The sequence below is a fragment of the Nonomuraea sp. JJY05 genome, assembly GCF_043496855.1.
Taxonomy (GTDB): domain Bacteria; phylum Actinomycetota; class Actinomycetes; order Streptosporangiales; family Streptosporangiaceae; genus Nonomuraea.
Genome location: NZ_JBIEIS010000019.1, coordinates 39,072 through 66,009, shown reverse-complemented (window position 1 = coordinate 66,009; position 26,938 = coordinate 39,072). Strand labels below are relative to the sequence as shown.

Genomic DNA, 26,938 nt, shown 5'->3' with positions numbered 1-26,938 from the left:
CGGCGGGGCCTGGTTCACCGGCGCGATGCTCGCGCGTAGACAGCGTCGCCGCCGGACGGACGGCCGCCAGGCACCGAGCACGCGCCTCTCAGCGATCCCGCACGCCTCCGCGAGGGTCACGGTCGCCGACCAGCGGTCCCGCACGCGTCCGCAGAGGCCACGGCCTGGCCGACCGGCGGTCCCGCACGCGTCCGCAGAGGCCACGGCCTGGCCGACCAGCGGTCCCGCACGCGTCCGCAGAGGCCACGGCCTGGCCGACCGGCGGTCCCGCACGCCTCCGCGAGGGCCACGGCCTCGCCGACCGGCAGTCCCGCACTCCTCCGCAAAGGCCACGGCCTCGCCGACGGGCCGCCCGGTGGCGCGATGGTCGCACGCCCGCTTCGAACCGCGATGGACGTACGCCCGCTTCTTACGACGAGCCCTGGGCTTCGTCTCTCCGGCATCCACCCCCCTGCATCCCACCGCGAGGTGGGATTTTTTGTGCCGCCCTCCTGGCGAATTCCGGGCCACAGTCGTCGCGATCATTGAATAGGACATATCCGGATAAGTCATCGCATTTCGCCCTATAAGCTTGCAATACAAGCAATAAGATTGTTAATGCATAGCAAAACCGGCTAGGTGTCGTTTGTTGGGTTCCTGTCTGGAAATGACACTCCATGGATGACTTCTTCGGCAGGCGTCCAGGACCTCTTTCCGGGGTAACCGGAAATGTCGAGAACGGGGCAATCGATCCTTTAGGGGGAAAGCGCAATGCCCAAGCTCAAGAGTGTTTTCGCGGGTCTCGCCGTCAGCACGGCTCTGACCGGTGGCGTGGTAGCCGCGGGCGCGGCCACGACTTCGGCCAGCGCCGGTGCCGCCACTCAGGTCAAGTCCGCGGCCTCCGTCCTCGCCAACGGCTGCGGCAGCTGGGGCTGGCGCCGCTGCGGCTGGGGCGGCTGGGGCGGCTGGGGCTGGCGTCGGCACCACCAGAACACCCGCGTCCGGGTCAACGTCCACAACCGGAACATCAACATCAACCGCCACGAGCGGGAGCACCACCACCACGACAACCACCACGACAACGACGACAACACCTGGTCATAACCGTGTGCTGACGGCGTGGAGATGACCGCGCTTTCGCGGTAGGGGGCTTTCTCCACGCCTCCACGGCAGGTTCTCGACGAGGGCTCTCCAGACCTTAGGGGCTGGGGAGCCCTCGTTGTGTCCGGCTCTATATGAGGTGCGGTGTTTGCGCCGAATCATGAGGATGTCTGTGGTGGGCCAAATGACGGCAATTCCAGTTTGCTGGCTGTTTCAACCGGAAATATGCATGATGCGGATGATTCGTTAAGGATCATCCGGGGCGTTTCCCAGTCGATCTGGTTTTCGCTGATTGGTCGGGAACGCGAGGAACGGGGCAATCGAACCTGTAGGGGGAAAACGCAATGCCCAAGCTCAAAAGTGTTATCGCGGGCCTCGCCATGAGCACGGCCGTCTCCGGCGGCGTGGTCGGCGTGGGCGCGGCCACGTCCGCGGCCGAGGCGGCGACCCAGGTCGGCTCCGCTATCAACGTCCTGGCCAACGGTTGTGGCAACTGGGGCGGGCGCGGCTGCGGCTGGGGCGGATGGGGAGGCGGCCGCTGGTGGCGCCACCACCGCATGCCGCGCATCAAGATCATCATCATCAACCGGAACCGCAACCGCAACGAGCACCGCGAGCTCCGCGAGATGGAACACCACGACGACAACAACCAGACCACGTGGCAGTAGAGAGCTCATCGCACAGGTGAACCCGGGGCGCGGGACGCGCCACACCAGGAGTCCCCTGAACGATGAAGGTCACGCCGATCGAGTGCCCGTATTCACCGCGGACCGACGTCCACCCCGACAGTGACGACGTCGAACCCACCGAATACGGGCACTCGACATGTCTCCCGCCGCCGGCGCCCAGGACGGACGCGGCCGAGGAGATCTCCCAGGGCTGGGACGGCCCGGGGCGGTGCCGGTGACGAGGGAGACGGGATGCCCGGGCCGCTGGAGACGCGGCGGTGACCGTCGAGAACAGAAGTGAGTGCCCGTATTCGCTGGGCGGCGCCGGGGGGTGGCGCCGGTCCCGATGAATACGGACACTCCTTTGGCGTGGCCGGAGCTTCGTCGCTCGGGGACTCCGGCCGATGCGGCGGCCTCAGCGGCGCGCCGATGCTCAGCTCAAGCTCTGAGTCTTACCACTCGCCACGGTGGCCACCGTTGATGTTGTGGTTCTGGTTGACGATGACGATCCGGACCCGGGGCGACCTGTTGTGGCGGTGCCAGCCCCAGCCGCGGCCTCCGGCCCAGGGGCCCCAGCCGCGACCGCCCCAGCGGCCGCCCCAGCCCCAGCCGCACCGGCGCCAGCCACCGCCGTTGCAGCGGCCGGCGAGGACGGGGGCGGCGGACTTGACCTCGACAGCCGCGGCGGCCGGCGACGTGGCCGCGCCCGCGGCTACCACGCCACCGGTCAGCGCCGAGCTGACCGCGAGGCCTGCGATAACACTTTTGAGCTTGGGCATTGTTTTCCCCCTAAAGGTTCGATTGCCCTGTTTCACGCCCCCCGGACCGGCGGATACGGATCCGGCCGGAACGGGAAACGCTACGGGCGATTCTTAGAGAATCTCCCGCACGATGCATATTTCCGGACGAATCACCCACAAACCGGAACTGCCGTGATTTGGCGGACCACAGACTTCCTCATGGTCGAAACAAAAGATTCCGCCCCATATAACCCCCCGTACGCCCGCAGTACAGGCATGAATCCGCCGGCACCCGTCCCGCCGTACAACGCAGTGAGGGCTCCCCCGGCCATAAGGCCGGGAGACCCCCCACTAAACCCCCCGCGGAAGACGAGAAGATTGGACCTACCCGAAGGTACGGACGCTCATCCTCCCGCCATTAACACACGGTTTTGTCACCAGGTACGCCGGCGCTCGGGCCTGTTGTCGTTGAAGTTGTCGTTGCGGATGACGACGCAGACCTCGCCGCCGCGACGGTGACGACCCCAGCCGCCCCAGCCGCCGCCGCCCCAGCCGTGGCGGCGGTGGCAGCGCTGGTGGCGACGGTGGTCGCGACGGTCGATGACGACGCCGTTGGTGAGGCCGTCATCGAGGCCGAGACCGTCGTCGAAGTCGTCGTCGATGCCGGTGAGGATGGATGAGGTGTTGAGCTTGATGGCGTCGGCGCTGACCGCAGTGGTGGCCGCGCCCGCGCTGACCATGCCGCCGGTCAGCGCCGCGCTGACGGCGAGGCCTGCGATAACACTCTTGAGCTTGGGCATTGCGTTTTCCCCCTAAAGGATCGATTGCCCCGTTCTCGACGTTTCCGGGTACCTGAAAACAGGTCTTGGACGGCTGCTGAAGAGTCATCCATTGAATGTCATTTCCGGGGCGACGGGCGGGCAAACTGGAGAGACCCTATTTTGCTATGCATTAAGAATCTTATTGCTCGCATTAAAGATCTATCCAATGAAATGGCATGATATGTCCGATTGTGGTGCAATTGATAGGGCGGCCACGCATGGCAATGCTCGCGCCCCGGCCTGGCCTGTCGTCGTCGGTCATGCCGGTTCTGCGAGTGGTGATCAACTGCCTGCGGTGCCGCCCTCGGACCGATGAAAGTCCGCGAACATGTCAATGGCCATTACGCCGGGCGCTTCGCCGACGCCCGGCGTCATTGTTCGAAGGGCGCCATTGTGCGTCCTCCGAAAATGTCTCCCGCTTTTGCGGCACCCGGCGGTGGTGCGTTCGAGGTTGCTCAGTCCCGCCATTAACGGTGTGTACCTCAAGCGTCACGCTAAGTGCTGCTGGTTGTCATGCTTTCCGACCTTGGTGGGCCATAAACGGTGAACGGTGGCTTTTGCCACACTCTTGGCCTGCGATGAGATCGATTAGACATCTAAGCCGCGATATATGCCGATATGTCCGGACCAGGCGAGGCTCGCCGCCGATCCGCCCGCCGGCCCGGATCCGGGCGCCGCGCCGCCCCGAGTCTGCCGGCGGCGCAGTGCTGGGGCTTTTGAGGTCTGTGCGGCTGTATGTACCTGATGCCGGAAAAGAGTGCTTCTGTACGGAATCCAGACCCCATCCAGACGCGCTGGTTATCGTTGAGGGAACGAGAAGGAACGCCAGGGAGGACGCATGATGGCGAAGCCGGTCCCGCACTGGCCGGGCCGCATGGTGGGCTCGGTGTACGTCCGATCGACGGATGACCACCAGGGACAACGCGAGCAGGCCGTCTTCGTGCACGGCCTGGCCGGGTCGGCGACCAACTGGACCGACCTCATGGACGAGCTCAAGGACACCGTCACCGGACACGCCCTCGACCTGCCCGGCGCGGGCTTCTCGCCCGTCCCGGCCGACGGCGACTACACCGTCGCCGGCCACGCCAGGGCCGTGACGGAGCTGATGGAGCACACGGGCCCGGCTCATCTGTTCGGCAACTCGCTCGGGGGCGCGGTCGCCGTCCGGGTGGCCGCCACCCGCCCCGACCTGGTCCGCTCGCTGACCCTCGTCTCCCCGGCCCTGCCCGACCTGCTCCCCAGGTACGGCCCGGTCCGGGTGGCCGCCGCCGCGGTGCCCGTACTGGGCGAATGGGTGGCGAGCAGGCTCCGCCTGGTGCCCGCCGAGCACCGCGTCAACGCCTCCATGGCCATGGTCTGGGCCAACACCAACGGCGTCCATCCCGTACGCCTGCGCGACGCGATCGACGAGCTCCGCAGGCGCGACGACCTCCCCTACGCCGGCGAGGCCATGGTCGAGTCGGCCAGGGGCATCGTGGCCGAATACTTCCGCCGCGGCGAGGACAACCTGTGGCGCCAGGCGGCCAAGGTCGAGGCCCCGACCCTGATCGTGCACGGCAGGCACGACCGGCTGGTCCGGCCGGCCATGGCCGCGAAGGCATACCGTACGTTCCCGCAGGTCCGGCTTGTCTTGCTGCCGACGGCGGGCCATGTGGCGATGATGGAGATGCCGCAGGTCGTGGCGGCGGAAGCACGCCGTCTGATCCGTGAGACTCGATTGGGGAATGCCCCACTCGCCAGCTAGGTTTCAAGGTGAGATAGGACCCCCTGGAACGGGAGCGTAGAAAGTGTCGTTGCCACCGCTGGTCGAGCCGGCCGCAGAGCTGACCGTCGACGAAGTGCGCCGCTACTCGCGCCACCTGATCATCCCCGATGTGGGCATGGCGGGGCAGAAGCGGCTGAAGAATGCCAAGGTGCTGTGTGTGGGCGCCGGGGGCCTGGGCTCGCCCGCGCTGATGTACCTCGCGGCGGCGGGCGTCGGCACCCTCGGCATCATCGACTTCGATGTCGTCGATGAGTCCAACCTGCAGCGCCAGATCATCCACGGCCAGTCCGACGTGGGCAGGCTGAAGGCCGAGAGCGCCGCGGCGTCCGTCCGCGAGATCAACCCCCTGGTCGACGTCGTCATCCACAACACGGCGCTGACCACTGAAAACGTCATGGAGATCTTCTCCGGCTACGACCTCATCGTCGACGGCACCGACAACTTCGCCACGCGCTACATGGTGAACGACGCCGCTGTGCTGCTCGGCAAGCCGTACGTCTGGGGCTCGATCTACCGGTTCGACGGCCAGGCCAGCGTGTTCTGGGCCGAGCACGGGCCCTGCTACCGCTGCCTCTACCCGGAGCCCCCGCCTCCCGGCATGGTGCCGTCGTGCGCCGAGGGCGGCGTGCTCGGCGTGCTGTGCGCGTCGATCGGCTCCATCCAGGTCAACGAGGCCATCAAGCTGCTGACCGGCATCGGCGACCCGCTGGTCGGGCGGCTGATGATCTACGACGCCCTGGAGATGAAGTACCGCGACGTCAAGGTCCGCAAGGACCCCGAGTGCGTCCTGTGCGGCAAGAACCCGACCGTCACGCAGCTCCTCGACGACTATGAGGCCTTCTGCGGCGCGATCTCGGACGAGGCCGCCGAGGCCGCCAGCGGTTCCACGATCACCGCGCTGGAGCTCAAGGGCATGCAGGACCGGGGCGAGGGCATCTTCCTCGTCGATGTCCGCGAGCCGAACGAGTACGAGATCGTCTCGATCCCCGGCGCCACGCTGATCCCCAAGGGCGAGTTCCTCAACGGCTCGGCCCTGGAGAAGCTGCCGCAGGACAAGCGCATCGTGCTCCACTGCAAGTCCGGGGCGCGCTCGGCCGAGGCGCTGGCGATCGTCAAGAACGCCGGGTTCTCCGACGCGGTCCACGTCGGTGGTGGCGTTCTGAGCTGGGTCAAGACCGTCGACCCGAGCCTGCCCTCCTACTGATGGTTTCTGGGGGTGTTCCCCGGAAACCCTCGTTAAGGTCGATGGCGTGAACTCTGCCCGTCCATGGCCGACGCTCGTGGTGGCCTCCGCGCTGACCCTGGTCTGCGCGGTGGCCGCCGGAGTGTCGGGCAGCGCGGCGGGCACGGAGCTCACCCGCGGGCCCAGCGCGGCCGAGCTCCAGACGGCGGCCAGACGCGAGGTCGCCGAGCGCTGGCGCACCTGGCCCAGCGGACGTATCTTCCCCGCCACATTGCCGTACTCCGCCGAGCAGGGCGGCCGGGAACGTGCCAGCCGGATCGGCATCTCGCCCGGGACCGCCTGCGACCCGGTCGACCCCAAGGCGGCCAAGGCCCTGCACAAGGCGGGCTGCAAGGGCCTGTTGCGGGCCACCTACATCGACGCGCTGCGCGGCGTGCTCGTCACGATCGGCGTGGTCGCGCTGCGCGACGAGCCGGACGCCGTACGCGCGAAAGCCGCCTTCTCCGACAGCGGCAAACCTGTGCCGGGCCTGCATCCGCTGCCCTTCCGCGGCACGGTCGCCGACCGGTTCACCCCCGACGTGCGCCAGGCCGGTTCGGTGCGGCAGGCGGGACCGTACCTGGTGCTGACCACGGCGGGCCAGGTGGACGGCCGGCCCGCGGACGCGGCGGACGAGCAGCGGCCCGCCATCTTCGCCTTCGCGACCGAGATCTCCGAGCGGGTGCTGACCGACCTGAGCACGCCGCGGATGCCCGACTGCGCGGCCGAGGAGTGGCGGTGCTGAGCCGGGGCAGTACGGGGGTCATGCTCAGGCGGGGAACGGCGGCCGTGGCGGCCGGGATGCTGCTGTGCGCGGCCGTGCCGGCGTGGGCGGACGACGTACGCGGCGGGCAGCGGCCGGTCATCAAGACGCTGGAGCTGACCCAGGCGTGGCGCACCAGCAAGGGCGACGGGGTGACGGTGGCGGTGCTCGACTCCGGCGTCGATCCGTACCATCGCGACCTGGTCGGCTCGGTGCGGGTGGGCAAGGACTTCACCGAGGGCGCCAACCCGCCGGGGGTCGCCCCGAGCCGCCTGCACGGCACGTACATGGCCTCTCTGATCGCCGGGCACGGCCACGGCAATGGGGGAAATCTGGGGATCATCGGCGTCGCGCCCGAAGCGGACGTACTGTCAGTAAGGGTCATCCTTGAGGACGAGGAGCCGGGTTTCCGGGAGTTCAACTCGGCGGAGCGCTTCGAGGACGTGGTGGCCCAGGGCATTCGCTACGCGGTGGACGAGGGTGCTGACGTGATCAACATGTCGATCTCCAAAGAGCTGGCGACCAGGGAGGAGCGGGCGGCCATCCGCTACGCCATCTCCAAGGGCGTCGTGCTCGTGGCCGCCGCGGGCAACGACGGCGACCGGAAGATCGACAGCGACTTCGCCCCCTACTCCTATCCGGCCGCGTTCCCCGGCGTGGTCTCGGTGGGCGCGACGGATCGGCTGCTGCGGCGGGCCACGTTCTCCAACTGGAACTCCTCCGTGCTGGTGGCCGCGCCGGGCGTGGACATCATGGGCGCGGGCCCGGGCGACGAGTACTGGGTCGGCAGGGGCACCTCGCAGGCGACCGCGCTGGTCTCGGGCATAGCCGCCCTCATCAAAGCCAAATATCCGGGCATGTCGCCGCCGCTGGTGGCTCGCGCCCTGACGGCCGGCGCCACCGACAGGCCCCCGGGCGGTTACGACACCGGCACCGGCTTCGGCGTCGTGAACGCGGCCAAAGCCCTGTCCGAGGCCCGCAAGCTGGCCGGCTACACCGAGACCGCCGCGGGCGACCAGGTCCAGGACCCGGCCGAGCCGCTGGCCGGCGGGCGGACGGCCCCCATCGAGGTCATCGTCAGGGACGACAAGCGCGTCACGGTCTTCGCGGCCATCGCCGCCGCGGCTGCCGTCGGCGCGTTCGCTTCCTTGAGTGTCATATTCATCCTGGTCAGGCGCGTACGTCGGGCGTACAGCTCACAAGACGCATGATCCGCCTACTAAGGGGGACGAAATAGACACGGCTCCCCAGCGACCGAGCCCGTCTCATGCGGTGAGGCGATGGGCAGGGAGGACGGCGAGGATGAGGCGGTGGTGAAGGCTCGTAGGTCGACTTCAGGACTGCCGCGCGCCGAGGGCGAGGCCACGCCGGAACGGAGGAATCCGCTCGGCGCCACCACCGGCCGGCGGCCGCGGGTGCGTACGTGGCCGGCGGCGGGTTCCCGCACGAGGACGGCCGCCAAGGACCGCGCCGAGCGCGAGGCGCTCCAGCAGGGCGTCCGGTACCGGCGCATCTTCGTGATGCTGCTGAGCGTCATCGTGGTCGTGTCGTCCGTGGTCGTGCTGCTCGGCACGGTCGGGCTGTTCGCCGAGACCCGCTCGCGCCCGCTGACCCCCTCCGAGCAGAACCAGTACAAGCAGGAGGAGATCGCCAGGCGCTGGCAGGCGTGGCCGGCGACGGGCGTCTTCCCCGAAGAGGTGAAGTACCTCGGGCTCGACCGGGCCCAGCAGTACGCCAGGCGCGTCGGCATCGCCCCCGAGACCGAGTGCGGCAAGGGCGTGGACGCCTCCGTGGCCGGGGTCCTGGAGAACCACGGCTGCGTCACGATGCTGCGGGCCACGTACGTCGACCAGACGGCCTCGTTCGTGATCACGGTCGGGGTGGCCGTGCTGAAGGACGAGGCGTCCAGGGTCTCGGCCGGAGAGGAGCTCACCCAGGACGACCGCGTGGGCGTGCTGCCCGTCGCCTTCCCCGGCACGGTGACCGAACGCTTCGGCCCCGACCAGCGCCAGCGCACCGGCTGGGTGGGCGCCGGGCCGTACATCGTGTTCTCCACGGCCGGCTACGCCGATGGCCGGACCAGGGCCGCGATCCCGCCGGAGGAGATCCTGCACTCCGAGCTGTGGCCGGCCGCGAAGTCCGTCGGCAACCAGATCGCCTACTTCCTCGCGGACCCGCCCAAGGTGCCGCCCTGCACCCAGGGGAACGTGTGCTAGCGACCGTACGCGCGCTCACCGCGGCGCTCCTCCTGCTGGCGGGACCCGCCGCCGACCCCGTGCGGGAGCAGCAGCAGTGGGTGCTTGACGCCCTCAACGTCGAACAGGCCTGGACCGTCACCAAGGGCCAGGGCGTCACCGTCGCCGTCGTGGACAGCGGCGTGGACGACCAGGTCAAGGAGCTGAAGGGCCGGGTGACCGCGGGTCCCGACATGAGCGGGGGCGCGGTGGTCAGGGACACGGCGCCGGGCCGGCACGGCACCGCCATGGCCGGACTGATCGCGGCGTCGGGGGAGGGCGACGGGCTGATCGGCGTCGCCCCCGGCGCCCGCATCCTGTCGCTGCCCATGGTCACCGACGACAACCCCGAGCTGAGCGTCCCGCCGCTGGAGGACGAGGGGCAGGCCTCGGAGAGCCCGCTCGCGCGGGCCCTGCGGTACGCGGCCAACCACGGCGCCCAGGTCATCAGCATGTCCATCGGCTCCTACGGCCCGGTCAGGTCCGAGCGCGAGGCCGTCTCGTACGCGCTCGGCAAGGGCGTCGTCCTCGTCGCCGCCGTGGGCAACGACGGCCTGACCAACTACGCCAAGGAGAACGGCACCTCCTACTGGAGCTTCCCGGCCGGCTACCCGGGGGTCATCGGCGTGGCGGCCACCGACAAGCAGGGCAAACGGGCCGCGTTCAGCAGCGACAACCTCTCCGTGCTGGTCGCCGCGCCGGGCGTGGGCGTGCCCGTGGTCAAGCGCAAGAGCGGCTACGAGCTGTCCGAGGGCACGAGTTCGGCCGCCGCGCTCGTGGCGGGCGTGGCCGCGCTCATCAAGTCGCGCTATCCGGACCTGCCGCCCGAGCAGGTGGCCCAGGCCCTGGCCGCCAGCGCGCGGGGCCGGCCCGCCCCGGGCTACGACGACCGGACCGGGTTCGGGGTGGTCGACGCGGCCGCCGCGCTCAACGCCGCCGAGCGGCTGACCGGGGAGCAGCGCAGCGTCCTGTCAGGTCAGGAGCACTTCGGGCAGGGCGAGGACTCGCCCGTGCCGACCCGGCCGGGGCCCGATCCGCTGCGGCTGTGGTTGTACGGGGGAGGGGTGCTGGTCGCGCTGGTCATGTTCTGCGGCGCGATCATCGTGCTCAATCAGCGCAAGGAACAGTAAAGATCCGCTATGGTCGCGCGTCATGGGATACGAGCTGCGGGTGGTGCGCGAGTCGCCACTCGCCTTCGCGGAGCTCGCGAAGGCCATCGCACCGGCCGGTTTCGGGCTGCGCGGAGATGACGAGATCGTGGCCGCGCACAGGAGCGGCACGTACGCGGTGGCGCGCTGGCAGGGCCAGCTGGTCGGCGAACCGGGCTCCGACTGGCAGGTCGCGCAACTCGTCCGGCTCTCGGCCGCGCTCGGCGCCCGGCTCGTGGGCGAGGACGGCGAGCTCTACGCGCTGCGCGACGGCGTCATCGAGGTGGTGACGGGCGGCAGCGCGATGGAGATCGGCAAGTTCGAAGAGATCATCGAAGCGGGCCCGGCGGCATGGACCCCCTGAACCCCTTCGCCGAGCGGGTGCTCGACCTCGTCGAGCGTATCCCGCCCGGCAAGGTCATGGCCTACGGCGACATCGCCGAATACCTGGGCGAGGGCGGCCCCCGCCAGGTCGGCAAGGTGATGTCGACGTGGGGCGGCGGCGTGCCGTGGTGGCGCGTCGTCCACGCCGACGGCTCCGGCGCCGCCCCTGACCACCTGCAACGCTGCCTGACCCACTGGCGCGAGGAAGGCACACCGTTGCGCGGCGAACGGGTGGACATGAGACAGGCTCGCTGGGGCGGGCCTTCAGCGGATTTTCAGTAAGGGTCATGACCAGCCGTTTCGCCGAACCGGCGAATTGGTGACATGTGACTCGCATTACCATGGGCAGAACACTGAATGGCGGCCCGAAAGGCGGTGCCACCTCAATGGCCACCGGCGTCACAGCCCAGAGCCAGGGCGGCGAATCGCTCGCCGACCGCCTCAAGGCTGTCCAGGATCTATGCGATCGTGGAGAGCCCCTCGAAGCGGTCATGCGAGCTGTCGGCCCCGGCGGTCGCGACGCGGCGTTCGACACCGAGGTGCTGAGCGGCCCACTCGGGTCCCGCATGGACCTCGCGGTCAAGCGCGGCGCGGCACGGCGGCGCGAGATGCTCGACCTCGTCCGGCCCTACCTCGCGGCCGTGGACGCGCGCGTCAAGCACGACCTGCCGGTAGCGCGGCGTGTCATATGTCACCTGATCGAGCACCGGCCCGACGAGGAACTCGTCGAGGGCGAGACGCTCACCAAGGTCGTGACGGCCGCCGCCGAACCGTCCAAGCGCATCCGCAAGGGCCTGCGCTGGTACGCGGACCTGCCCTTCCGCGACGAGCTCCCGTCCGACCTCTACCGGCTGCGGCGTGCCGACATGGTGCCGGTGACCCACATCGACGACATCGTCTGGGTCGACGGCAAGCTGCGCGTCACCGGGTTCGCGTACCTGGCGGGGCTCTCCGTCCGCAGTCGGCGGTTCAACTGGGCGAGCGTGGTGCTGCGCGGGCCGCGCTGGCTGCCGCCCATCCGCATGCGCACGCGGCGCGTGCTCGCGCCCGAGGCCACCCATGGCGCGCGCGAGCCCGGCTGCAACTACGACTGGTCCGGGTTCAGCGCCGAGCTGAGCCCGTGGCCGCTGCGCTGGCGCGGCGCCGTACGCGGTGTGGTGTCGGCCGTGCGGCGGCGGATGCGGCACCGCCCGTCCGTGCCGGACACGACCACCTGGCGAGCCGAGATCGTGTTCTGGAGCCGGGGTGCGCGGGCCACGGGCCTGCTGCGCGGCTCCTCGATCGGCCGGCCCGAGCGCCCCGCCGGGCTCAAGCTGAAGCCGGGCTTGTGGATCCGGCCGGTGTGGACGTCCGACCGGGCGCTGCAGGTCGTGCTCCAGCCCAACCGGGCCGAGCTGACGGGCGTGTCCGTCGATGGCGAGCGCCTGGAGCTGAAGATCTCCCTGCCCGGCCGCACGGTGACCAAGGGCCACGCCCGCCTGGGCGGCCACCGCATCGCCGCCGACTTCACCCCGGCCGGTGACGGCACGGAGGTCACGGTGGTGCTGGCCGTGCCCACCCTGCTGCAGGAGAAGGACGGGCGGCGGCTCTGGGTCGAGCCCAAGGGCGACCCGGCGGCGTCCGTCATGCTCGCCGACCTCGTGGAGACCCGCACGCCGGTGGGTGATCGCGAGATCACCGTGTTCGGCGACCGCCGCGACCGCGTGATCGTCTCCGCCCACCGCATCCGCCCGATGATCACCTCGGCCGTCTGGGAGGGTTCCGCGCTCCTCCTGCGCGGCAACTACCCCGACGCTCCGGGCCCCCGCACGCTGACGCTGCGGCACCGGTCCGGGCTGTCCTATCTGCTTCCTATGGAGCGCTCCGGCGAGGAGTTCTCCGTACGCGTCGAGCCCTCGGCCATGGACCGCTTCGGCGAGCCCGTGCCGCTCGGCTCCGGCACCTGGAACATGTCGATCCGGCACCCGTCGGGCGAGATCGTGCCGTTGCGCATGGACCACGCGGCCCTGCCGGGGCTCGACGAGGACCCGCGCACGATCGACGGGCGCACGTACCGGATGATCTCCACCCGGTTCGACGTGCCGGTCGTGACGGTCGAGGAGGCCCGGCCCGCCGACGAGCGGGGCGTGGCCGGCACCCACGTGCTGCGCCGCGTGTTCTACCCGGCCCAGCGCTCCGAGCCGCTCAACGACGCGACCGTCTACGTCGTCAACGACGGCCGCCTCTACGCCGACAGCGTCCGCGCCATCTACGAGGAGCGGCTGCGGCGGGGCGACGACCGCGAGCACATCTGGATCGTCAAGGACGGCGCCTTCGTGCCGCCCGGCGGCGCGACCGTCGTCCGCGCGGGCAGCCGCGAGCACCACGCCGCGCTGGCCAGGTCCCGCCACATCGTGACCAACTCGTTCCTGCCGGTCTGGTTCAGGGCCCGCGAGGACCAGGTCGTGCTGCAGACCTGGCACGGCACCCCGGCCAAGCGCATCGGCAACGACCAGTCCCACATGGCGCGCGACCCGAGGCCGCCGATCTGGCACCGCCAGGCGGCGGAGGTGCGCGGCTGGGACCTGCTGCTATCGCAGTCGCCGTGGGCCACGCCGGTGCTGCGCAAGGCGTTCGGCTACAAGGGCGAGATCCTGGAGAGCGGGCTGCCGCGCAACGACGTCCTCTACTCACCCGACCGCGAGGCGCTGGCCGCCGCCGTGCGGGAGCGGCTGGGGCTCGTGGAGGGCAAGCGGGTGATCCTGTACGCGCCCACGTGGCGGGATTACGACCGCAAGAACGCCATGGTCAAGCTCGACCTCGCCAAGACGCGCGAGGCGCTCGGGGCCGATCACGAGATCCTGGTGCGGGCGCACCCGATGCAGGCGGCGCCGGCCGTCCCGGACATCGCCCGCGACGTCACCACTTATCCCGATATTGCCGACTTGCTGCTGGTGGCCGATGTGCTGGTGACGGACTATTCGTCGGTCATGTTCGACTTCGTGTGCACCGGCCGGCCGATCGTGTTCTACGGCTACGACCTGGCTAAATACTCGACCAAGCGAGGGCTCTACCTGGACCTGGCCGAGCAGGCGCCGGGGCCGGTGCTGTCGACGTCGGCCGAGGTGATCGACGCCCTGTGGAACATCGACTCCGTGGCGGCCGCCCACACCGACCGCTACGAAGCCTTCCGCGCCACCTTCGCCCCCCGCGACGACGGCAAAGCCACCGCCCGCGTCGTCGACCGTCTCTTTTCCTAGTCGCCGCTTCACGGGCGGGCCGCTTCTCCAAGCCGCCCGCCCATCAAAACCTTCATCTTTTACGGCTGCGCACGGTGGGCCGCACGCGCCGACGCGGGTGGCCGTCTGTCATGGCCGGTCGTGAAGGCTCACGGGCTGCTCGCCGTGACGACGCATCCTTGACCGGCTCCGTGGTCAAGGGCGCACCTTCTCCCTGCCCTGAGTGGCGCGGGCGTCGTCGTCAGAAGAGGTCGGGGAGGTCCGGGAGGAGGAAGCGGCGGTCGGGGTCGTAGTCGAAGGTGAGGTCTTCGGCGCGGTGGAATCCGCCGTTCGGGAGGTGCTCCACCAGGAGGTAGAGAAGGGACGACATGGTGGTGCCGCAGACGATCTCGCCGTTCTCGATGAGCTTGCGCAGGCGTGTGGCGTGCACCCACTCCACCCGCTCCGCCTCGCACGGGTCTGACGGCGGGCCGAGGTGGGTGGCCGAGTCGGCGCGGTAGATGTGGTGCAGGCTGTCGGTGAAGCCGTTGGACGGCTGGATCGACAGCAGCGGGCGCAGGGGGCCGGGACGCCAGCCCGTCTCCTCCTCGACCTCGCGGGCCGCGGCCGCCTGGGGCATCTCGCCCTCGTCCACCTGCCCCAGCGGGATCTCCCAGCCCCAGCTGTCGGTGATGAAGCGATGCCGCCAGATCAGCAGCACCCGGTCCTGGTCATCGGTGACGACCGCCCCCGCGCCGGGTGCGGTGCGTACGAGCCGGTGGTCGAGGCGGCGCCCGTCGGGCAGCTCCACATCCGCCACCCGGATGTCCAGCCAGGGGTCCGCGTACAGCGACCTCTCGGAGTGGACCTGCCACCGCATGCGATCAACCCCCACTCCGAGCCGAGACGTTGACCCTACGTTACAAGGCGCGACGCTGCGTGGGCGCGGTTGCCGATCACTTTCGCAGTTCGATGTCGAAGCGCGCCGAGGCAGGAAGGATGGCGGCAACGCCGTCGGCGAACAGGTGGGCGGCGTGTCGCGCGAAAAAGTGGAGATTCGCCCCGGTACGGTAGGCGGATCGCGTGGGGAGACCGGGCAAGTCGGCACGATCTGTCCCTGTGGTCTGGTGGAATCTAGTGTTGTGAGTGGTCAGACCTGGCGCTTGGTGCGGCGCGGCAACGGTGGCCCTGTTGTGCCCCCTGTGCTCGATGAGCACCAGCGTGCCGTGGTGGCCCACCAGAGCGGCCCGCTGCTCGTTCTCGCAGGTCCGGGCACCGGCAAGACCACCACCATAGTCGAGAGCGTCGTCGACAGGATCGAGCGCCGCGGCGTCGACCCGGAGCGCGTGCTCATCCTCACCTTCAGCCGCAAGGCCGCCGAGGAGCTGCGCCAGCGGGTCACCGCCCGCCTGCGCCGCACCACCCGCACCCCGCTGGCCCTCACCTTCCACTCCTACGCGTACGCGCTCCTGCGCCGCGAGGCCGTGCTCGAGGGCAAGGCCCCGCCGCGCCTGCTGACCGGCCCCGAGCAGCTCCTGGAGATCAGGCGGCTGCTCCACGGCGAGCTGGAGAGCGGCGCGCTCGACTGGCCGGTGTCGCTGCGCGAGCCGCTCAAGACGCGGGGCTTCGCCGAGGAGCTGCGCGACTTCCTGTCCAGGGCCAACGAGCGCGGGCTCGACCCCGAGCGGCTGATCGCCCTCGGCAGGCTGCACGGCAGGGGCGACTGGGCGGCGGCGGGCAGGTTCGCCGAGCGCTACCAGGACAGGTTCGACCTCGATCCGGAGGAGACCTACGACTACGCCGAGCTGATCGGGGCCGCCTCCGCGTTACTGGCCCGGCCGGAGGTGCGCGAGCGGGAGCGGGCGGCGCACGACGTGGTGTTCGTGGACGAATACCAGGACACCGACCCGGCGCAGGAGTTCCTGCTGGCCCAGCTCGCGGGCGACGGGGCCGACCTGGTCGCCGTCGGCGACCCCGACCAGTCGATCTACGGCTTCAGGGGCGCCGACGTGCAGGGCATCATGAAGTTCCCCGAGCGGTTCAAGACCATGGACGGCCGCGAGGCGCCGGTGCTGGCGCTGCGGGTGTGCCGCAGGAGCGGGGCCGACCTGCTGGAGGCCTCCCGCCGGGTGGCGGCCCGGCTGCCGGTGGCGCCCATGCCCGATCACGCGTACGGGCACGAGCACGACCACCGTGACCTGGCGGCGCTGCCCGACGCCGACCCCGGCGACGTGCGGGTGCTGCTGGCCGACAGCACCAGCCAGGAGGCCGCGATCGTGGCCGACACGCTGCGGCGCGCGCACCTGATCGACGGGGTGCCGTGGCACCGGATGGCGGTGCTGGTGCGCTCGGCCAAGCGCCAGGTGCCGCTGCTGCGCCGGGCGCTGGTCAACGCGGGCGTGCCGACGATGATCGCGGGCGACGAGGTGCCGATCGCGCAGGAGCCCGGCGTGCGGCCGCTGCTCACCATGCTCCGCGTGGCCATGGATCCCGCCCAGCTCGACGAGGGCGTGGCCGAGGAGCTGCTGACGGGGCCGCTCGGCGGCACGGACATGATCGGCGTACGCCGCCTCCGCCGCGCCCTCAAGATCGCCGAGAACGAGGCGGAGGGCACGCGGTCGTCCGGCGAGCTGCTGGTCGCGGCCGTGCAGGACGTCCGGGAGCTCATCCGCGTCGAAGACCACGTCGCCGTCCCCGCCGAGCGGGTGGCCAGGCTCCTGGCCGCCGCCCGCGAGGCCGCGCGGCAGGAGGGGACGGCGGAAGACCTCCTGTGGGCCGTGTGGGACGCCAGCGGCCTGGCCGGGCGCTGGACCGAGCAGAGCCTGCAGGGCGGCCCCAGGGGCGCGCAGGCCGACCGTGACCTCGACGCCGTGGTGGCCCTGTTCGACCACGCGGCCCGGTTCGTGGACCGGATGCCCAAGGCGGGCCCCGAGGTGTTCATCGACGACCTGGCCGCCCAGGAGATCCCCGGTGACACGCTGGCCGACCGGGCCCCCGACGGCGACGCCGTACGCGTGCTGACCGCCCACCGCTCCAAGGGCCTCGAATGGGACGTCGTGGTCGTCGCGGGCGTGCAGGAGGGCGTCTGGCCGGACCTGCGGCTGCGCGGGTCCCTGCTCGGCGTGGAAGACCTCGTCGAGGTGGTCGAGGGCACCAAGCCGAACGCCGCCTCACTGGTCTCCAAGCTGCTGGCCGAGGAGCGCCGGCTGTTCTACGTGGCCGCCACCAGGGCCAGGCGCAGGCTGGTGGTGACCGCGGTGGGCGGCGAGGACACCGACGAGCGCCCGTCCAGGTTCCTGTCGGAGCTGATGCCGGGAGCGGTGGAGTCGGCCACGGTGGACGACCGGGCCCGCTGGCTGAACATGTCCGCCCTGGTGGCCGACCTCCGCAGCGCGGTGACCGACCCCACCAAGCCCGGGAAGATGCGGCAGAAGGCGGCCAGGCAGCTCGCCCGCCTCGCCGCCGCCGGCGTCCAGGGGGCCCACCCCAACGACTGGTACGCCCTCACCCCCATCTCCGACGACCGCCCGCTGAGCTGGCCCGACGACGTCGTCAGCATCTCGCCCTCGGCGGTCGAGAGCTTCACCAAGTGCGGCCTGCGCTGGCTGCTGGAGACGGCCGTCGGCGCCGCGGGCACCAGCACCGCCCAGGGCCTGGGCAACATCATCCACGCCCTGGCCGTCCTGGCGGCCACCGACCTGCCCAGCGAGGACCTCCTGGGCGACCGCCTCAACGAGGTCTGGCACGACCTCGACTTCGGCGGCGTCTGGTACAACCGCAAGCAGCGCCAGGTCGCCGAGCAGATGATCGGCAAGTTCCTGCGCTGGCACAAGGAGAATCCGCGCGAGCTGGTGGCCCTGGAGGAGGCGTTCACGGCGATGGTCACCGAGGGCGTCCAGATCAAGGGGCGCGTCGACCGGGTCGAGCGCGACGGCGACAACCGGGCCGTGATCATCGACCTCAAGACCGGCGGCTCCAAGCCCAAGGCCGGCGACCTCGACCGCCACCCCCAGCTCGGCGTCTACCAGCTCGCCGCGCTGCTCGGGGCCTTCGCGCGCCACGGCATGACCGAGCCGGGCGGCGCCGCGCTCGTCCAGGTGGGCAAGGCGGCGGGCAAGAACGACGCGCTGGAGCAGACGCAGCAGCCGCTGGCCGACGACAAGGACCCGGGCTGGGCCAAGGATCTGGTCGACACGGTGGCGACCGGCATGTCGGGCCCGTTCTTCCAGGCCAAGGTCAACGACGGCTGCCGCACGTGCGCGGCCAGGGCCAGCTGCCCGGTCAACGACAACGGGGGCCAGGTGTGCTGACCCCCGCCGAACTCGCCGGCAAGCTCGGCATCCTGCCCCCCACCCGTGAGCAGGCCACGGTCATCGAGTCCCCGCTGGAGCCCATGGTCGTCATGGCCGGCGCGGGCTCGGGCAAGAGCGAGACCATGGCCGGGCGCGTGGTCTGGCTGGTCGCCAACGGCCTGGTCAAACCGGAAAACGTGCTGGGCCTGACCTTCACCCGCAAGGCCGCCGCCGAGCTGGCCAACCGGGTCAGGGAGCGGCTCAACGGCCTGGCCGAGGCGGGCCTCGTGGAGCCGGGCGCGCTCGACAACGAGCCGACCGTGTCCACCTACCACGCCTACGCCGCCCGCCTGGTGACCGACCATGCCCTGCGCGAAGGGCTGGAGCCCACCATGCGCCTGGTCACCCCGGCGGTGTCGTGGCAGCTCGCGTCGCGGGTGGTGGCGATGTACGACGGGCCGATGGACCGGATCGAGCTGGGCCCGCCGTCGGTCACCGCCGCCGTGCTGGAGCTGGCCGGCGAGCTGTCGGAGCACCTGCGGTCGGCCGGCGACGTGCGACGGGTGGGGGAGTGGCTGCGGGGCAGGCTCGACCTGCTGCCCGGCAGGACGACCGTGGCCCAGCGCAAGCCGCTGAGCGTCCAGGCCGCCAGGGAGCAGCTGCTGCCGATGGTGGAGGCGTACGAACGGCTCAAGCGCGGCCGTGAGGTCATCGACTACGGCGACCAGATGTCGCTGGCCGCCAGGATCGCCGCCAACCACAAGGAGGTCGGCGAGATCGAGCGCGCCCGCTACTCCGTGGTCCTGCTCGACGAATACCAGGACACCAGCCACGCCCAGCTCGTCCTGCTGCGCTCCCTTTACGGCGGCGGTCATCCGGTCACCGCCGTGGGCGACCCCTGCCAGTCCATCTACGGCTGGCGGGGCGCCTCCGCGGGAAACCTGCGCCGCTTCCCCCAGGACTTCCGCAACAGCACCGGCGACCCCGCAGAGGTCCGCCAGCTCAGCGTCAGCTTCCGCAACGGCGACCGGGTGCTCGACGTCGCCGCCCGCGTCCAGCTCCCGCTCCGCATGGAGGCCCGTGAGGTGCCGGTCCTGGTCCCCGGCCCCAACCGGGTCGACCGCGGCCGGGTCACCTGCGCCTTCCACGAGACGGCCGAGGACGAGGCGAAGTGGGTCGCCGACGGCATCGCCAGGATCCTCGGCACGGAGACGGCGCCCGACGGCCTGCCCTGGGGCGAGAAGGAGCGCAAGAAGACGCTCGCCGTGCAGCCCCAGGACGTCGCGATCCTGGCGCGCAAGCGCTCGCAGTTCCCCGCGCTGCGCAGGGCGCTGGAGGAGCGTGACATCCCGGTCGAGGTGGTCGGTCTCGGCGGCCTGCTGACCGTGCCCGAGGTGACCGACATCGTGGCCACCCTGCGCGTCCTGTACGACGCGACGGCCGGCGACGCGCTGGCCAGGCTGCTTGCCGGGCCCCGCTGGCGAATCGGGCCCGCCGACCTGCGGGTGCTGGGGGAGCACGCCAGGCAGCTGGCCCGCGAGCTGAGCGAGAGCGGCCGGGAGGAGGACCCCCTCGATCAGGTGGTGGCCGACCTGGCCGAGGAGCGCGGCAGCCTGGTCGACGCGCTGGACGAGCTGCCCGACCGGGAGGAGTGGCTGGAGGCGTTCTCGCCGCTGGCCCGCACCAGGCTGGTGGCGCTCGCCCAGGAGCTGCGCCGGCTCAGGGCGCACACCGCGCAGCCGCTCCCCGACCTGATCAGCGAGGTCGAGCGCACGATCGGCCTCGACGTCGAGGTGGCCGCGCGCAGCGGCACGTCGAGCACGTTCGCGGCGCGGGCCGATCTCGACGCCTTCCTCGACGCCGCGTCCAGGTTCGCGGGCGACGCGGAGGACCCGACGCTGGGCGCGTTCCTGGCCTACCTGCAGGCGGCGGAGAGCGAGGAGTTCGGGCTGGAGGCGGGCCGGGTCGGCGACAGCAACAGCGTCAAGCTCATGACCGTCCACGCCTCCAAGGGGCTGGAGTGGCCGATCGTGGTCGTGCCGGGCCTGTCGCAGCTCGTCAGCTCGAAGGGGACGATCGCGACGGGCAGCATCTTCCCCGCCACGCCGGTCATGAACAGCCGCTGGAGCGAAAACCCGCGCAAGCTCCCCTACCCGCTCCGCGGCGACGCCGCCGACCTGCCGAGGCTGAGCGGGCTGAGCAAGGAGGAGCTGGGCGCGTTCGACGAGCACTGCCGCGAGCGCGACCTGATGGAGGAGCGCAGGCTGGCGTACGTGGCCGTGACCCGCGCCCACTACCACCTGATCGCCTCCGGCTACCGCTGGGGCAGCGCCACCAAGCCGCTGGAGCCGTCCGACTTCCTGCTGGAGATCCGCGACACCGCCGACCGCGTCTCGTTCTGGGCCGGCGACCTGGCCGACGGCGCCACCAACCCGCTGCTCGCCGAGCCCGCCGAGGCCACCTGGCCGGTCACGCCCGAGGGCCTGCGCTACGAGTCCGTGCTCGACGGCGCCCGCCTGGTCGAGGACGCCCTGGCCGGGGCGCTCGCCGAGGAGGAGGACGAGCCGCTGCGCGCGTTCGAGGAGGAGCGGCTGCGGGCCTGGGAGCGCGACACCGACCTGCTGCTGCGCGAGCGGGAGCTGCACCGGCGCCGGCCCGCCACGATCGTCGAGCTGCCGGCCAAGCTGACCGTGTCGTCGCTGGTCACGCTGGCCGGCGATCCACGCGAGCTGGCCCGCAGGATCCGCCGCCCCGTCCCGGTCAAGCCCGCGCCGCTGGCGCGCCGGGGCACGTCGTTCCACAAGTGGCTGGAGACGCGGTGGGACCAGCAGCGCCTGATCGACGACCTGGAGCTGTACGACGACGAGCTCGAAGAGGCGGATGTGCGCCTCGCCGACCTGCAGGAGCGGTTCGAGCAGAGCGAGTGGGCCGATCGGCGGCCGGTCGACCTGGAGGTGCCGTTCGAGACCATGATCGCCGACCGGCTCGTGCGCGGGCGGATGGACGCGGTCTTCGAGCTGCCGGACGGCGGCTACGAGGTCGTCGACTGGAAGACCGGCGAGCCGCCCAAGGGCAAGAAGGCCACCAGGGTGGCGTCGGTGCAGCTGGCCGCGTACCGGCTGGCCTGGTCGCACCTGGCGGGGGTGCCGCTGGAGAAGGTGCGGGCGGCCTTCCACTACGTCCGCGCCAACCGCACCGTACGCCCGGTCAACCTGCTCGACGCCGACGGCCTGGTCGCGCTCGTCGAGGGGGTCAAGCTCGTAGATGGTGGAACGCCGGCTTCGGATGCATGAGGAAGTCGTGGTGCGAGATGTTCCAGGCGTAGGCGCCGGCCATCTCGAAGACCACGGTGTCCCCGACGCGGGCCGAGGTCACGATTTTTCGGGAAAAAACGTCCTTCGGGGTGCATAGCTGGCCGACGAACGTGATCGGCTCCCCCGCCAGGCCCGGGCCCTTGCCCGTGGGCAGGATCGTGAACGGCTGGTCGTGGCCCTTGGTCGCCGGGGTCCGCAGGTGGTGGGTGCCGCCCAGCAGGATCGCGTACGCCTCGCCGCGCACCCGCTTCACGTCCACGACCCTGGTCACGTAGTAGCCGCAGTACGCGGTCAGCGCCCGGCCGGGCTCGATCCGCAGGCGTCTGCCGCCCCGGACGGCGGCGAGGCCCGCTCCGTACGCCGCCCAGTCGAACCTGGACTCCGGCGCCGCGTACGACACCGCCATGCCGCCGCCCAGGTTGACCTCCTCGTGCTCGTTGTCCAGCAGGGCCTTGGCGAGCGTCAGGAGCTGCGGGGCGTCCAGGCCGCTGGCCAGGTGGGTGTGCAGGCCGCGCAGGCGCACCCGCTCGGTGAACAGCGGCAGGCACTCCGCCATGCCCTGCTCGTCCATGCCGAACGGCCCGCTCATCGTGAGCGCGGCGCCCTCGACCGGCAGGTCGGGGTTGAGCCTGAGCAGCACGTCGGCCTCCAGGCCGGTGGCGAGGAGGCGGCGCAGCTCGTTCGGGGACTCGACGTGGATGCGGTGGTGCGGCAGGCGCAGCTCGGCGTCGGTCTTGCCGGGGCCCCCGAGCGCGACCGGCTTGCCCGGGAACAACGTCGTGACGTGCGCGTGCTCGCCCGCCGACGACGCCTCGAACCCGTCCACGTGCCCGGCCAGCACGCGCAGCAGCTCGGCGTCCGGGTTGGCCTTGACGGCGTAGTACAGCTCGACCCCGCCGAGCGCCTTCCGTACGGAGGCGGCGTGCTCGTCCAGCGCGGGCAGGTCGTACAGGTAGGCGGGGGCCTCGTCGAGGCGCAGCGCGGCGTCCTGGACGCGGTCGGTGATCATGCGAGCGGATTCGCGATCGGGACGTAACCGGCGGCGCGGTCGGCCGCCCGCGCCCAGCGGACGCCCAGGTTCGCCTTGGCGGGCAGCGGCGCGCCGGCCAGCAGGTCCGACAGGGGCAGCGGCCGGCCGAGCTCGCCCGCCTGGCCGGCGAGCAGGTCGCGGGCGATCCGCCACAGCTCGCGCAGCAGCCCGTCGTCCGCTCCCGCGGCCATGGCGGCGATCTCGGTGAGGTGGTTGACGAGCAGGCAGTACACCACGCGGGCCCAGCCGCGCTCGGCGTCGTAGGTGAGGGCCGCGGCCACCTCGGGATGCAGGCCGCCGAGGTCGTGGCGGCCGGCCACGAGCTTGGTGCCCTCCAGGTCGCGGAAGACGGCCTCCGCGGGCAGCCCGTCCGCGTCCAGGCCGACCAGGACGTTCTGGAGGTGGGGCTCCAGCACGACGCCGTACGCGAAATACAGCTCCAGGACCGGCAGCGCGACCGCCGCCACATACGCCCGCCACCAGGCGAGCGGGTCCTCGACCGGCGCGCCGAGGGCGAGCGCGGCGGCCAGCACCGGGGTCACGCCGGGGGAGCAGGCGGTCCAGGGGCTCTGCCGGACGATCACGCCCAGGCCCTCGTGGAGCCGGGTGCCGAGGGCCGCCGTGCGGTAGCCGGGCTCGGGGAGCCAGCGGGTGGCGGGATGCCGGTTGGCGACCTCCTTGAAGATCGGGCCCAGGCGGGAGGTGAGCTCCACGGCGCCGGCCAGCTCGTACCAGGCGTTCTTGCGCACGCAGTTCGTGATCCGCACGTCCAGGGAGAACTTCAGGCACGCCTCCGCCCCGGGCGCGTACACGGTCCGCACGGACGAGGTCGGCAGCACCGCCGGGCCCGGCCCCAGGTCGATCAGCCCGGCCCCGAACGCCGGCCTCAGCAGCTCCAGCTGCCACGGGTGCGCCGGAAGCAGCCGGTAGCCGCGCGGCGCCTCGCCCATCGTGTCGAGCACCGACGCGTCGCCGCCCTCGGCCAGCACGTCCTCGCGCACGCCGAGCAGCCGGACGGGGAACTCGGCGTGCGCCTCGGGCGCGTAGCGCAGCCAGCCGTCCCCTCCGCGCGCCTTGGGGCTGGGGTGGAAGGGATGGCCGTACACCAGCGCCTGCTCCGAGGCCAGCCACGGATCGGCGGGCGGGACGGCGTCCTGCCTCGCGCGCAGGATCATGGCCACCGCCTCGCGGCTGGCCGCCACCTGCCCGGCGAACTCGCGGTTCGCCCCGTGGAGGTCCGACTCGACCAGCCGTACCAGCTCCTCGGCCGTCAGCGGCTGCCAGGAGCCCTCCTCCAGGCGCTCAGGCCGGCCGTCGAAGCGCAGCGCCGCCCCGCCGTGGGTGCGGACCCGCAGCAGCGTGCCCGCCACCCGCAGCAGCAGGTACGGCGGCGCGGGCCAGACCAGGCCGCGCGGCCCGGCCACCTCCCGCACGCAGCAGCGCAGCAGGGCCGCCAGCGTCGCCTCCTCGGCTGCCTCCTCAGCGGGGGCGGAGGGCGCGTCGATGGCCGGAGCGTGCATTCAAGCTCTCCTCAGGTAGTTGGGCCCGCTGGTGCCGTAGAACTTGTTGACGTCGCGGGCGCCGGAGCGTTCCTTCGCGACGAGCGTCCCAGCGGTGATCATGGACTTGCCGGTGAGCCTGGCCGCGTCCAGGGTCCTGGCGCGCAGGATCCTGGCCATGGGAGCCTCGCCGTACTCGTCGAGGGCCTCGGCCAGCGTGTCGCGCAGCAGCGCCGCCGCCCCGGCGTGCGGCATCGCCCCGAACGCCACGGCGGCGGCCGCGAGATGCAGCGTGATGGTCACGAACACGTCGGCCAGCGCGTGCGGATCGTCGTTCAGCATCCGCCCGTCGGCGAACTCGGGCACCTCGATCCCGGCCGCCCGCAGCCTCGCGGGTGAGGCCAGCAGTCCGTCGTTGTCCTTGACGAGCAGCCGCATCCGGTCCTCGTGGAAGACCAGGGCGAGGTTCTGCTGGTGGGCTTCGAGGGCGACGCCGTAGCGCACGAAGAGCCCCACGTTCCAGCGCAGCAGCAGCCGCAGATAGGCGGGGACGACGTCGCCGAGCTCGTCGAGCACCCCCGGCACCCCCAGCGCGGCCACCGGCACGACCTTCCCCGCGGGCAGCCGCCTGACCATCCAGGCCAGGTATTCGTGCCCGGCGTGCGCGTGGACCTGCTCGTCTGCCAGCACCACGTCCGGGCCGGCCAGCTCCCGGAGCAGCAGCTCGGCCTTGGCCCCGTCGCTCAGCGTGCCCGCCTTGATCGACCGTCTGTTCCGGGCGCCCAGGGTGCTGATGGGGAGGGGGAGCTTCAGATGGGTACGGGGGTCGATCTCGACGGTCCGCATGGACAGGGTGGGCCGCACGGTCAACCGCGCCTCGTCGAGCACCCGTACCCCGTCGATCTTCCGCACCTCGCCGACCGTCAGCGGGTGCACGGGGAAGAGCACCTCGTCCGGCCCCACCTCCCACCCGCCCGCGTCGGCGGGGAAGCGCGCGGCGGAGCCCGGCGCGAGCGCCCGGCGGGGCACGGCCGCCCACCGCAGCTCGAACGAGGGGGCGAACTCCGGCGCGTAGGCCAGCAACTCCTGCTCCGACAGCCCCACCCGGGCCCGGGAGGTCGGGTAGACGGGATGGTCCACGAAGGCGGCCAGCGCCTCATAGGAGGGCCCCCGCTCGAGCACCTCGCCGGCACGCGAGTCGTGCAGCTCCAGAGCGGTCAGCGCCGCCAGGCACTCCTCGAAGAAGGCCGCGACCCCCTCCGAGTCCGCCGGGTCCGCGACCTCCACCAGCGTCTCCAGCACCTGCTCCAGCCCGAGCCGCTCCGCCGGGGCGACCACGAAGTCCTGGAACAGCGCGCCGGGCGACAGGCGCACCCACCGGCCGTCCGCCAGCGACAGCCCCACGCCGTCCTTGGTCCGGCTGATCCGGGAGGACAGCCCGCCGTAGTCCTCGCGCAGCAACGCGTTCAGGACCCGGGCGGCCAGGTAGGCCTCCCGATCGCTCATTCGACCACCCACGGCCGCGCGGCCCGGTAGGCCTCGACGGCCGCGTCCACGGCGGCCCAGGAGGGGCCGACGGCACGTACGACGCCCAGATAGTCCCGGTTCGTGTGCGTGAGCGAGACGACGTCCCCGACGGCCCGCAGCGGCCGGTGCCACAGCCGGACGTCCCCGTCGACGAGGGTCTCGGTCCCGGGGGCGTCCTTGACGGTCCCGGCCCGGTCGGCGACGAGGCTGACCGCACTCCCGTACGACGAAATTTCCGGAATTTCGGGCACGGCCTCCCCGAGATGCACCCGCAGGATCCACTCGAACAGCGGCACCCCGAGCACATCACCGAGCAGGAAGTCGCAATTGTCGCCAATCACCCGATAGTTCACCTCGACGATCCGAGGCCCCCGCGGGGTGACCACGTACTCGGTGTGACAGGCCCCGAACCCCACCCCCAGCGCCCCCAGCGCCGCCAGCACGTGCTCGTGCGCCCCGTCCCGCGGCGCCCAGTCGAGCCGTTCCTCGATGAAGTACGGCAGCGCCCCCAGCGTCGTCTCGAACCCGCCGAGCACCCGCGTCCCGGACGCGTCGCCCAGCGTCTCCAGCGTCCGCAGCGGCCCTTCCAGGTACTCCTCGACGACCAGCGTCTCGCCCGGCCGCCGCTTCCTGACCAGGGCCACGGCGGCGGCCAGGTCGCGCTCGACGAGCATGACGTCCTCGCTGGCCACGCCCTCGCGCGGCTTCAGCACGACGGGGTAGGGGAGGCGCTCCGGCACCGGGTCGCCGGGGGCGAGCCGGATCGACCACACCTGCTCGACCCCGGCCTCGAGGAGCCTGCGGCGCGCCAGGAACTTGTTCTTGGCGGCCACGCAGGCCCGCCAGTCCTTTCCTGGCAGCCCGAAGTAGGCCGCCGCGAGCGCCGTCTCCGCCTGCAGGTGGTCCGAGTTGGTGAAGATCGCGTCCGGCCTGCCGAGGCTCTCGACGGCGTCGATGAGGGCCCGCGGGTCGCGGACGTCGCACGCCACCGCGTACGGATGCCGCTCCGGCCGATCCGTCAGGACCGTGACCTCCAGCCCCAGCGCCTCCGCCGCAGGCAGGAAGCCGTCCGTCACGGAATCGGTTGTTTTGAGCGCGGTCAGGTAGAGCCGCAACGCGAAGGCACCCCCGAAGGATCAGGTAAGGCTAACCTAACTCGTCGATCTTAGCCCGAGAGAGATCACCCCGGGGCCCGGATACCGTAATCGCCGGCTAACCGCGAGGTCATAGGATGACAGGGGATTTCGGGAGGGG

Annotated in this window: 21 protein-coding genes; 14 read left to right on the top strand and 7 right to left on the bottom strand. The window is 71.3% G+C overall.

The annotated features are described in order from the left end of the window. Positions 1–750: 750 nt before the first annotated feature. The 3 genes from ACFKCF_RS29015 to ACFKCF_RS29005 all read left to right on the top strand — a co-directional run bounded on the left by ACFKCF_RS29015 (position 751) and on the right by ACFKCF_RS29005 (position 1,987). A complete protein-coding gene (locus tag ACFKCF_RS29015) occupies positions 751–1,083 on the top strand; it encodes a hypothetical protein (protein ID WP_394498418.1) in 333 nt (110 codons plus the stop codon). A gap of 341 nt (positions 1,084–1,424) precedes the next feature. Continuing rightward, entirely contained in the window at positions 1,425–1,748 is a 324-nt protein-coding gene (locus tag ACFKCF_RS29010) for a hypothetical protein (protein ID WP_394498416.1), read from the top strand. Between the two features lie 62 nt (positions 1,749–1,810). Beyond that, on the top strand, positions 1,811–1,987 hold the full coding sequence (locus ACFKCF_RS29005; RefSeq protein ID WP_394498414.1) for a hypothetical protein: 177 nt from the start codon (positions 1,811–1,813) through the stop codon (positions 1,985–1,987). A gap of 213 nt (positions 1,988–2,200) precedes the next feature. Here ACFKCF_RS29005 and ACFKCF_RS29000 read toward each other — a convergent pair whose 3' ends face one another. Together ACFKCF_RS29000 and ACFKCF_RS28995 are read right to left on the bottom strand one after the other, a co-directional pair. Further along, a complete protein-coding gene (locus ACFKCF_RS29000; RefSeq protein WP_394498412.1) occupies positions 2,201–2,527 on the bottom strand; it encodes a hypothetical protein in 327 nt (108 codons plus the stop codon). A 395-nt stretch (positions 2,528–2,922) separates the two neighbouring features. Next, a complete protein-coding gene (locus tag ACFKCF_RS28995) occupies positions 2,923–3,288 on the bottom strand; it encodes a hypothetical protein (protein WP_394498411.1) in 366 nt (121 codons plus the stop codon). Between the two features lie 859 nt (positions 3,289–4,147). On the opposite strand from ACFKCF_RS28995, the gene ACFKCF_RS28990 reads away from it, so the two are divergent. The 9 genes from ACFKCF_RS28990 (at position 4,148) to ACFKCF_RS28950 (ending at position 14,064) form a co-directional block, all read left to right on the top strand. Next, positions 4,148–5,053 carry an alpha/beta fold hydrolase gene (locus ACFKCF_RS28990; RefSeq protein WP_394498409.1) on the top strand — a complete coding sequence of 302 codons (906 nt, stop codon included), beginning with the start codon at positions 4,148–4,150 and terminating at the stop codon, positions 5,051–5,053. Positions 5,054–5,096: 43 nt separating this feature from the next. Then, a complete protein-coding gene (moeZ, locus tag ACFKCF_RS28985; RefSeq protein WP_394498407.1) occupies positions 5,097–6,278 on the top strand; it encodes an adenylyltransferase/sulfurtransferase MoeZ in 1,182 nt (393 codons plus the stop codon). Positions 6,279–6,324: 46 nt separating this feature from the next. Beyond that, positions 6,325–7,041, top strand: coding sequence for a hypothetical protein (locus ACFKCF_RS28980; RefSeq protein WP_394498405.1), 717 nt, complete (start codon positions 6,325–6,327; stop codon positions 7,039–7,041). Further along, positions 7,035–8,270 (top strand): S8 family serine peptidase, encoded by a 1,236-nt coding sequence (locus tag ACFKCF_RS28975; RefSeq protein WP_394498403.1) that lies wholly within the window; start codon positions 7,035–7,037, stop codon positions 8,268–8,270. Before ACFKCF_RS28980 ends, ACFKCF_RS28975 begins: the two co-directional genes overlap by 7 nt. Before the next feature lie 69 nt (positions 8,271–8,339). Next, positions 8,340–9,275: a hypothetical protein gene (locus tag ACFKCF_RS28970; protein ID WP_394498401.1), complete on the top strand. Its 936-nt coding sequence runs from the start codon at positions 8,340–8,342 to the stop codon at positions 9,273–9,275. Next, positions 9,269–10,423: a S8 family serine peptidase gene (locus tag ACFKCF_RS28965; RefSeq protein ID WP_394498399.1), complete on the top strand. Its 1,155-nt coding sequence runs from the start codon at positions 9,269–9,271 to the stop codon at positions 10,421–10,423. The genes ACFKCF_RS28970 and ACFKCF_RS28965 overlap by 7 nt, the downstream gene beginning before the upstream one ends. 22 nt (positions 10,424–10,445) lie before the next feature. Next, positions 10,446–10,805 carry a hypothetical protein gene (locus ACFKCF_RS28960; RefSeq protein WP_394498397.1) on the top strand — a complete coding sequence of 120 codons (360 nt, stop codon included), beginning with the start codon at positions 10,446–10,448 and terminating at the stop codon, positions 10,803–10,805. After that, complete coding sequence (locus tag ACFKCF_RS28955; RefSeq protein WP_394498395.1) at positions 10,793–11,107, top strand: MGMT family protein; 315 nt, start codon at positions 10,793–10,795, stop codon at positions 11,105–11,107. The genes ACFKCF_RS28960 and ACFKCF_RS28955 overlap by 13 nt, the downstream gene beginning before the upstream one ends. A gap of 209 nt (positions 11,108–11,316) precedes the next feature. Then, positions 11,317–14,064, top strand: coding sequence for a CDP-glycerol glycerophosphotransferase family protein (locus ACFKCF_RS28950; RefSeq protein WP_394498393.1), 2,748 nt, complete (start codon positions 11,317–11,319; stop codon positions 14,062–14,064). A 220-nt stretch (positions 14,065–14,284) separates the two neighbouring features. On the opposite strand, the gene ACFKCF_RS28945 is transcribed toward ACFKCF_RS28950, so the two are convergent. Continuing rightward, positions 14,285–14,902 (bottom strand): NUDIX domain-containing protein, encoded by a 618-nt coding sequence (locus ACFKCF_RS28945; protein ID WP_394498391.1) that lies wholly within the window; start codon positions 14,900–14,902, stop codon positions 14,285–14,287. A gap of 322 nt (positions 14,903–15,224) precedes the next feature. On the opposite strand from ACFKCF_RS28945, the gene ACFKCF_RS28940 reads away from it, so the two are divergent. After that, positions 15,225–18,332: an ATP-dependent helicase gene (locus ACFKCF_RS28940; protein ID WP_394498390.1), complete on the top strand. Its 3,108-nt coding sequence runs from the start codon at positions 15,225–15,227 to the stop codon at positions 18,330–18,332. After that, complete coding sequence (locus ACFKCF_RS28935) at positions 18,326–21,607, top strand: ATP-dependent helicase (RefSeq protein ID WP_394498388.1); 3,282 nt, start codon at positions 18,326–18,328, stop codon at positions 21,605–21,607. Before ACFKCF_RS28940 ends, ACFKCF_RS28935 begins: the two co-directional genes overlap by 7 nt. On the opposite strand, the gene ACFKCF_RS28930 is transcribed toward ACFKCF_RS28935, so the two are convergent. From ACFKCF_RS28930 to ACFKCF_RS28915, 4 genes are read right to left on the bottom strand one after another with little or no spacing between them, the layout of a single operon-like run. After that, complete coding sequence (locus ACFKCF_RS28930; RefSeq protein ID WP_394498386.1) at positions 21,567–22,637, bottom strand: type III PLP-dependent enzyme; 1,071 nt, start codon at positions 22,635–22,637, stop codon at positions 21,567–21,569. The genes ACFKCF_RS28935 and ACFKCF_RS28930 overlap by 41 nt on opposite strands. Then, the gene (locus ACFKCF_RS28925) at positions 22,634–24,178 is read right to left on the bottom strand and encodes an IucA/IucC family protein (protein WP_394498384.1); all 1,545 of its coding nucleotides are present in this window, start codon (positions 24,176–24,178) and stop codon (positions 22,634–22,636) included. Before ACFKCF_RS28925 ends, ACFKCF_RS28930 begins: the two co-directional genes overlap by 4 nt. Next, positions 24,179–25,663, bottom strand: coding sequence for an IucA/IucC family protein (locus ACFKCF_RS28920; protein ID WP_394498382.1), 1,485 nt, complete (start codon positions 25,661–25,663; stop codon positions 24,179–24,181). Then, the gene (locus ACFKCF_RS28915; RefSeq protein WP_394498381.1) at positions 25,660–26,799 is read right to left on the bottom strand and encodes a siderophore biosynthesis protein; all 1,140 of its coding nucleotides are present in this window, start codon (positions 26,797–26,799) and stop codon (positions 25,660–25,662) included. The genes ACFKCF_RS28920 and ACFKCF_RS28915 overlap by 4 nt, the downstream gene beginning before the upstream one ends. Between the last annotated feature and the right edge of the window lie 139 nt (positions 26,800–26,938).